This is a genomic window from Dorea acetigenes, from assembly GCF_025567385.1.
Classification (GTDB): domain Bacteria; phylum Bacillota; class Clostridia; order Lachnospirales; family Lachnospiraceae; genus Claveliimonas; species Claveliimonas acetigenes.
In genome coordinates, this window is the sequence record NZ_JAOQJU010000008.1 from 104,638 (window position 1) to 110,967 (window position 6,330).

At 44.1% G+C, this 6,330-nt stretch carries 4 protein-coding genes and 2 pseudogenes; all 6 read left to right on the forward strand.

The window, feature by feature from the left end; all coding sequences use genetic code 11:
* Window positions 1–64 precede the first annotated feature (64 nt).
* The gene (locus OCV99_RS08850; RefSeq protein WP_158369857.1) at window positions 65–778 is read left to right on the forward strand and encodes an ABC transporter ATP-binding protein; all 714 of its coding nucleotides are present in this window, start codon (window positions 65–67) and stop codon (window positions 776–778) included.
* Window positions 772–3,432 (forward strand): ABC transporter permease, encoded by a 2,661-nt coding sequence (locus OCV99_RS08855; protein ID WP_158369859.1) that lies wholly within the window; start codon window positions 772–774, stop codon window positions 3,430–3,432. The genes OCV99_RS08850 and OCV99_RS08855 overlap by 7 nt, the downstream gene beginning before the upstream one ends.
* 61 nt (window positions 3,433–3,493) lie before the next feature.
* A complete protein-coding gene (locus OCV99_RS08860) occupies window positions 3,494–4,486 on the forward strand; it encodes a DUF4368 domain-containing protein (RefSeq protein ID WP_262575262.1) in 993 nt (330 codons plus the stop codon).
* 29 nt (window positions 4,487–4,515) lie between these two features.
* Window positions 4,516–5,255, forward strand: a pseudogene (locus tag OCV99_RS08865) (LPD25 domain-containing protein); the annotation flags it as partial.
* Window positions 5,256–5,262: 7 nt separating this feature from the next.
* Window positions 5,263–5,533, forward strand: a pseudogene (locus OCV99_RS08870) (TnpV protein).
* A 124-nt stretch (window positions 5,534–5,657) separates the two neighbouring features.
* The gene (locus OCV99_RS08875; RefSeq protein ID WP_158369863.1) at window positions 5,658–6,245 is read left to right on the forward strand and encodes a TetR/AcrR family transcriptional regulator; all 588 of its coding nucleotides are present in this window, start codon (window positions 5,658–5,660) and stop codon (window positions 6,243–6,245) included.
* Window positions 6,246–6,330: the final 85 nt, after the last annotated feature.

Consider the following 6,330-nt stretch of genomic DNA (forward strand, 5'->3'; position numbering starts at 1 on the left):
TGTAAAGAAAATGCAAGATTCCACAGATATACTGTTGGTATCAACAGGAAAGGAGCGGTAAACCATGAAGAATATACTGGAATTGAGTCATGTGGAAAAGATATATGGCGAAAAAGAGAATCAGGTAAAAGCGCTGAAGGATATCAATATACAGGTAAGAGAAGGAGAATTTATTGCGATTGTAGGAACCAGCGGCAGCGGAAAATCCACACTGTTAAATCTTGTGGGAGGGCTGGATACACCTACAAAGGGCAAAATTCTTGTAAAAGGAAAAGAGATCGGTTCGCTTACCAGAAAGGAATTGACCATTTTCCGGCGGAGAAACATCGGGTTTGTGTTTCAGAATTACAGCCTGATGCCCGTCTTGAATGTGTATGACAATGTTGCACTTCCGGTAACTTTTGATAAAGGGAAACATATCAATCGCAAGTACATCGAAGAATTGCTGAAGGAGCTTGGGATTTGGGACAAACGGAAAAAGTATCCGAATGAATTGTCAGGAGGACAGCAGCAGAGGGTTGCGATTGCAAGGGCCTTAATCAATAAACCTGCAATCCTTCTGGCGGATGAACCTACAGGAAACCTTGATTCTGCTACCACCATAGAAGTCATCGGATTGCTGAAAACAAGCTGTAGGAAATACAATCAGACGATTCTGATGGTAACGCATAATGAGGCCATTGCACAGATCTGTGACAGGATCATCCACATTGAAGATGGTATGGTAACGTCAGGAACACACCTGTTTCCCCCAAAAGGCGGTGATGGCGTATGTTAAAACTGGCGTATCAATATATGCGGTATTATAAAAGCCAGACCTTTGCAATTCTGGCAAGTATCATCTTAACGGCTGCCCTGTTGTCTGGCGTCAGTTCCTTGATCTACAGCAGCCAGAGGAACAGCCTGGAGAATCATAAGACCATATATGGGGATTGGCATTATTACCTGGATGTGGAACCGGAGGTGTTTGAGGAAGTACGCAGCGGGCAGACAGATGCCGGATTTCAGGTAGAACAATGCGGTAAGATGGAAATCCGGGATGTGGTGACAGAACCTTATCTCATTTATTTTATCAATACGGATGATTCTTACCGACAGATGGCACACCGGGAGCTGATTGAGGGAACTTATCCCACAGGAGCAAACGAGATCGCGGCGGATCGTTACACGTTGGGGAATTTGGGATTTTCCGGTGAGATTGGCGATACCTTAAGCCTGAATGGAAAAGAGTATGTCCTGACCGGCATTATAAAAAGTGCCTGGGCAGCCAGTTCCAATGAAATGGAGCTTTTTGTGGGAGAGGGCTTTGAAGGCCGGGGAAACCAGCCCCTTTTATATTTGAGATTCGATGAAGGTGAGAAGCTGTATAAGCAGTTGGACGCTTTCCTGAAGAAGTATCAGATCTCCAGTGATGCAGTAACGGTAAATGATGAAGTTGTCATGTACTTAGGCGGTGAGCAGCCGGACAGTATCATAGACATCGTAAAGTTTGCATTGACGGATGAGAGAGGTAATTTCACATACATTGTCTTGAAATTGCAAAGTGAATATAACCTGGCTTTCAACGGGATGATTTTGCTGCTCTGTGTTTTTAGTTTGTTCATCATAAACAGCATCTTTCATATCTCTGTTTCCAAACGGATGGCGGAGTACGGCATGATGCAAACACTTGGAATTAGTGAAAAAAGCATTGGCGGCACACTGATCTTAGAATTATGGATCTTATTTTTTATCGGTTATCCGATTGGGTGCCTGTTAGGGAATGGGATTCTGAATCTGCTTTGCGGACAGTTAAATGGTGTCTTTTCAACGCAAACGGTTGGAGCAGCAGGAACCGGTGTTGAACTTTCCCGGCTGGATCAGACCGCCATACAGGAGAGCATGGGGACTGCAGGGTTCTATGTGTCATGGGAGGCTATGCTGATTGGTTTTCTTTTCTTATTGGTAACATTGGTGGTTGTTGGTTTTTGTACGGTATACTCTATGCGAAAACAATCGATCCGGCAGGTAATGAGCGGAGATACCTCCTTTGTAAAAAGCAGAAGGAAGATATACAGCTTAAGAAATGCCAGCCTTGCGAATGTTGTAGTAAGAAAATTCATGTTTGCTAATAAGAAAAGAGTCATTGGAATTTTGCTGTCTTTGTCGATTGGAGGATGTATCTTCCTTTGCACCACTTATATGGTGGAGAATTTGAAGGTACACGCAGAAATGTCCATGAAGTCAGACGATGGCCTGGGATCGGAATACCGGATTTCTGTAAAATCGAATGTTTTATCGGATACCATTCCGGCATCAACCGTTGATGCAATAAAGAATATGCCGGAGTTGTCGGAGGTATATGCTACGAAATATACGTTGGGCGAACTTACGATTCAGACACAGGAACTGGAATGGGAGGAATATTTTAGTGAAAGGAATAAATATAGCTATTTCCAGCAGCAATTCGGAGGCATTTGTGTAGAAAAGGAGGATGGAACCTATGGAATCAAGTATGATGTTTACGGATATGATGCGGGAATGCTTGAACAACTGCAGGCGTTTGTCCTGGAAGGAGAGATTATCCCGGAAGAGCTGGAAGAGGGGAACCAGATCATAGCAGTCGCAAACATGGATGGACAGGGGAATTATAACTTTTACGGAAAACATCCCGGAGATACGATTACGCTGCGGGTTCCAAGAGACTTGAACTGTTCCCAGGAGGTGTTGACGTTCCAGGAGGCAGAGGAAAACTATATCACAAAGGAATTTGAAATTGCAGCCATCGTAAGCCGCGCATTGGCCCAGGAGGATAGTTTCCTGAATGTGGAACCGTGGAGTAATACGCAGAGTTTTATCATGACGAACTGGCAGATGAGCAGTCAGTTTGGAATTGAGGATTACAGCTTTGTGAATGCATCTCCGGCTGCCGGGGCAGATACTGATCAGGTAAGCGGTCAGTTATTGCAAAAGATTCAGGACGTACCCAAGGCGGTCCTTAAGGACTACACAGCGGCAATCGAAACACAGAAAAATTACCTGCGGCAGCAGCAGTTATTCTTTTCTGGAATTGCCGTAATTTTACTGGTGATCAGCCTGTTCCACATTATGAACAGTATGAATTATTCCATCCTCTCTCGCAGGCGGGAATACGGTATTATCCGGGCAATGGGGATTACGGATGTTGGATTTTACAAGATGATCTTAAGGACGGGAATTCTGTATGGCATTTTGGCAGATCTCTTTATTTTTCTGATCTACAATCTCGTTTTTCGGAGAATCATGGATTATTATATGGCCCATGTGGTACAGTTCCTGCATATTACAGCAGGAGTCCCGAATGGAATCATGGCGGCGGTTATGATATTAAATATTGTGATTGCGGTCATAGCAGTCAGCATTCCGGCGAGAAGGATTGTGAAATCAAATATCATAAATGAAATTGAACGGTAGAATGGGAGAAGAAAGATTTTGAGTTTAAACAGGCGGGTGATTTAATGGGAAAATCCTTTATGTGGAGAAGATACCGAAGCCTGCGTATTACAAGCAGGAGCAGTTCGGAAAATATCTGGTAAGTGAAGAGGATGCGTATGACTGGAAACAGGAGACGATCATCCGTATTCTCCGCAACCCGCTGTACAAAGGCTATTTCTGGGTACAGAAATGTGACAAGAAGCATTTCAAGCAGAAAGGGCGGGGCTACATCCCCATAAAGGAGAGAACCATCATCCCGAGCGGCCATGAAGCCATCGTGGACGAGCATACATGGGATGCTGTACAGGAAATCCTTGACCGTCACACGAAAGTAAAGCCATGTACATCCGGTTATGACAACAAGTTCCGGGGAATTTTAAAATGTGCGGACTGCGGCAATAATCTGATGATCCATACGGACGAGAGGAACCCCGACAGGCCGCTTCTGGAGCGGACGTATTACCAGTGCCGCATTTACCGGGTAAAGGGAACGAAGTTCTGCAGCCAGCACCGTATCAGTGCCGGAGATCTGGAAGAACTGGTATTGTCCGACATCCAGTACCATGCAAGAAAAATCATAAAAAACCGGGAAAAATTCATGCGCAGGGTGTTAGGGCAGATGAATACGGCGGCGGAATACAGCCAGAAAAATCTCCAGAAAAAAGTGGGGGAACTGGAGAAAAAACGCCGGGAATCAGACAGTAAATTCATCCGTCTGTATGAGGACTTGTCTAAGAAACTCATATCAGAAGAACAGTTCCGGATGCTGTCCGCACACTTCGAGCAGGAAAAGAAAGAATACACAGAAGAAATTGAAAAACTGAACACTATGGCGGAAAATCTGGAGGACAGCACGTACAAAGCGGAGCAGCTTGCCAATGAGATGGCGGAATGTGCGGAGATCAAGGAGCTGACCATAGCCATAGTGAACCGACTGATTGAAAAGATCGAGGTATCAGAACCAATGACCATAGGCGGGGAAAAAGTCCAGAAAATACGGATTTTCTATAAGTTTGTGGGAGAAATCAACTAAAAAATTCATTATGTACCTATAAATCAAGGGCGAGGGAATTAGCCCCAGAGGGTACGAACTACCGAGCCAAGACACGGTTTGCGAAGTTCTATAACCTGCCAGAGCTTATGCAGATGTTCCGTGAGATTGCGGATATTCAGACCGTCGATATGTTAAAGCTCCCCGTGCCAGAAGTCAGATACCACAATATCAAGACAAAGCCGAGTGAGATACAGAAAGAAATGGTGGCGGGGCTTGCGGGGAGAGCCGAGAAAGTCCGTGCAAGGCTTGTGAAGCCGAACATCGACAATATGCTCAAAATCACGAATGACGGACGGAAACTGGCACTCGACCAGAGGATGATTGACCCGATGTTGCCCGATGACCCAGACAGTAAGGTAAATACCTGCGTGGACAATGTGTACCGTATCTGGGCGGAACATGCCGACACAAAGGCGGCACAGCTTGTATTCTGCGACCTTTCCACTCCGAAGAATGACGGCACTTTCAATGTCTATGACGATATGCGGGAAAAGCTCATCCGCCGTGGCATCCCTGCAGAGCAGGTGCGTTTTATCCATGAAGCGACTACCGATGCACAGAAAAAAGAGCTGTTTGCAAGGGTCAGAAGCGGCGAGGTGCGTATATTGTTCGGCTCTACCCCGAAGATGGGGCAGGCACGAATGTGCAGGACAGGCTCATTGCCATCCATAATTTAGACTGCCCGTGGCGACCCTCTGATGTAGGACAGATTTTTCGGACATTCAAAATAAAAAAGAATGTGGAGGTAACAGACAATGGCAAAATCATTATTCGAGGAAATGGGGGCAGATACGAAAGGCAAGGCGATTACCTAATCCCATGCCTTACCTTACCCGCCGAGGAAGAACAGCCGATAGGCGTATGGGGAGAGCGTCACTTGCGCTATCTCAAGGAGTACCGTAGAGGTACATATATCAATCTGCTCACAAGCGGCAGGCTGAAAATCAGCTTGAATAGGTACAAAGGCTCAATAACATACGGGCGTGTGCGAGGGAGATTGTGAATGAGGAAATCATTTACGCATAATAGACTGGCGGCAGAGGGTAAAAGTTCTGTCGCTTTTCTTTTTTAGAATTTATAGAAGAAAAGTTATTGCAAAAACTAACGATTGGTAGTAACATAACTAATATTGAGTACAGGAGGTATACTGATGAATAGAAAAGAAGAAATTATCCTTGTTACATTGGAACTTGCAGCAGAGAACGGATTAAGTAATGTATCAATGGCTCAAATAGCAGAAAAAATGGGAATACGAAAACCGTCACTTTATAATCACTTCAAATCAAAAGAAGAAATTATTGCTGCAATGTATCAATATCTAAGGGAAAAATCAAAAGAGCAATTATCACTTACAGATATTGATTACGGCGAATTTATCAAGGATAAAAGTATGGAAGAAGCATTAACACAGTCGGTATCAAATTACAGCAGTATAAGTACCGAAAGTAAAATGTTTTCTTTTTACAAGGTTATTTATTCTGAACGGGCGGTTAATCCAACTGCTGCCCAAATTATGGCAGAAGAAACAAAAAGGATGATTTTGGCAACTAAAAGTTTGTTTTATGCTTTACAGGTACACAAAAAAATCTGTATTAGGGATATTGATATGGCAGCTACCTCTTTTGCTATGACGGTTCATGCTATCATGGACTACCAATTAGATTGTGCCTGTTCTGGGGAGCCTGTTTCAGAGGATATGATACAAGATTATATAAAGTGGTTTTGCAATCAATGGTAGTGTAAAGTAGTCTATGAAAAAATGGAGCTGAAAAAATGGCTCCATCGGAACCTTGAAAATTGCAGATATATTAGCTTTTGGCGGT

Coding starts and splice junctions, on each gene's coding strand:
- OCV99_RS08850 (WP_158369857.1), top strand. CDS start 65: ATGAAGAATATACTGGAATTGAGTCATGTGGAAAAGATATATGGCGAA.
- OCV99_RS08855 (WP_158369859.1), top strand. CDS start 772: ATGTTAAAACTGGCGTATCAATATATGCGGTATTATAAAAGCCAGACC.
- OCV99_RS08875 (WP_158369863.1), top strand. CDS start 5,658: ATGAATAGAAAAGAAGAAATTATCCTTGTTACATTGGAACTTGCAGCA.